The organism is Nitrobacter sp. 62-13 (genome assembly GCF_001896955.1).
Classification (GTDB): Bacteria; Pseudomonadota; Alphaproteobacteria; order Rhizobiales; family Xanthobacteraceae; genus Nitrobacter.
Window position 1 is genome coordinate 3,897 of the sequence record NZ_MKRN01000087.1, and the last position, 1,339, is coordinate 5,235.

The 1,339-nt window shown below is 66.8% G+C and carries 2 protein-coding genes; both read left to right on the top strand.

What is annotated here, in order from left to right; all coding sequences use genetic code 11:
- Positions 1 to 362: putative entry exclusion protein TrbK-alt (gene trbK-alt / locus BGN91_RS08185; protein WP_292612141.1), on the top strand; the 362-nt coding region annotated here is incomplete at its 5' end.
- Positions 363 to 366: 4 nt separating this feature from the next.
- The coding region (trbL, locus tag BGN91_RS08190) for a P-type conjugative transfer protein TrbL (protein WP_292612143.1) at positions 367 to 1,339 on the top strand (973 nt) is incomplete at its 3' end.

Genomic DNA, 1,339 nt, shown 5'->3' on the forward strand with positions numbered 1-1,339 from the left:
TGGACGGAAAGATGCTCGCCCGGCTCGGTGCCGTCGCCTTCGTTGCCGTCGCAATTACCGCGACGGTCGTCGAGCTGACCCGGAAGGAGGAGCGGCCGGAGATGGAGTCCGCCCGTCCGGCGCAGACAAACGCGTTGGACCCGCTGAGCGCCGAACTGTTCCGTTGTCAGAGCCTCGGAGAGGCCGGTCCGCGCGATCCCGCATGCCTGCGCGCCTGGGCTGAGAGCCGTCGACGCTTCCTGACACCTGGGACCGGCAACGCGACAGCGGATCGAGAACAGTCACGAGCGCCCGCCGAAGGCTCATCCGCGAGCGAAGCGCGCCGTCGTGACGCGGCGCCGCAGACCGAGGACGCCGAGTAGCGCCATGGGGGGCACGGGGGTCATCGATCATTTCCTGGAGGTCTTCACCCGCTACATCGACAGCGGGTTCGGCCTGTTGGGCGGCGAGGTCGCATTCATCGCGACAACGCTGATCGTGATCGACGTGACGCTCGCGGCGCTGTTCTGGAGCTGGGGCGCGGACGACGACATCATCGCCAGGCTAGTCAAGAAGACATTGTTCGTCGGTGTCTTCGCCTACATCATTGGCAATTGGAACAATCTCGCCCGCATCGTCTTCGAGTCCTTTGCCGGCCTCGGCCTCAAGGCTTCCGGCACCGGCTTCTCAACCGCCGATCTGCTACGCCCCGGCCGTGTTGCACAGACCGGCCTCGACGCCGGACGGCCGCTGCTCGACTCAATCTCGGGCCTCATGGGCTATTGGTCGTTCTTCGAGAACTTCATTCAGATCGCGTGCCTCTTCCTCGCCTGGGCGCTCGTGCTGCTCGCGTTTTTTATTCTCGCCGTGCAGTTGTTCGTGACGCTCATCGAGTTCAAGCTCACTACGCTTGCGGGCTTTGTGCTCATCCCATTCGGGCTGTTCGGCCAGTCCGCCTTTATGGCCGAGCGCGTGCTCGGCAACGTCATCAGCTCCGGCATCAAGGTGCTGGTGCTGGCCGTGATTATCGGCATCGGCTCGACGCTATTTGCCGAGTTCACCGCCGGCTTCGGTGGCGCCAGCCCGACCATCGATCAGGCCATGGCCATCGTGCTGGCGGCGCTGTCGCTGCTCGGCCTCGGGATATTCGGTCCTGGGATCGCAAGCGGCATTGTCTCGGGCGGCCCACAACTCAGCGCCGGAGCCGCCATCGGCACGGGCCTCGCGGCTGGCGGCGCCGCAGTCGCCGCAGGCGCGGCCGGCGGGCTTGCGGTACGTGGCGGCGCTGCGGCCCTCTCTGGCACGGCCGCGGCCGCCCGCGGGGGTGCAGCCGTGGCGGGAGGCGCGGCAACTGCCTACA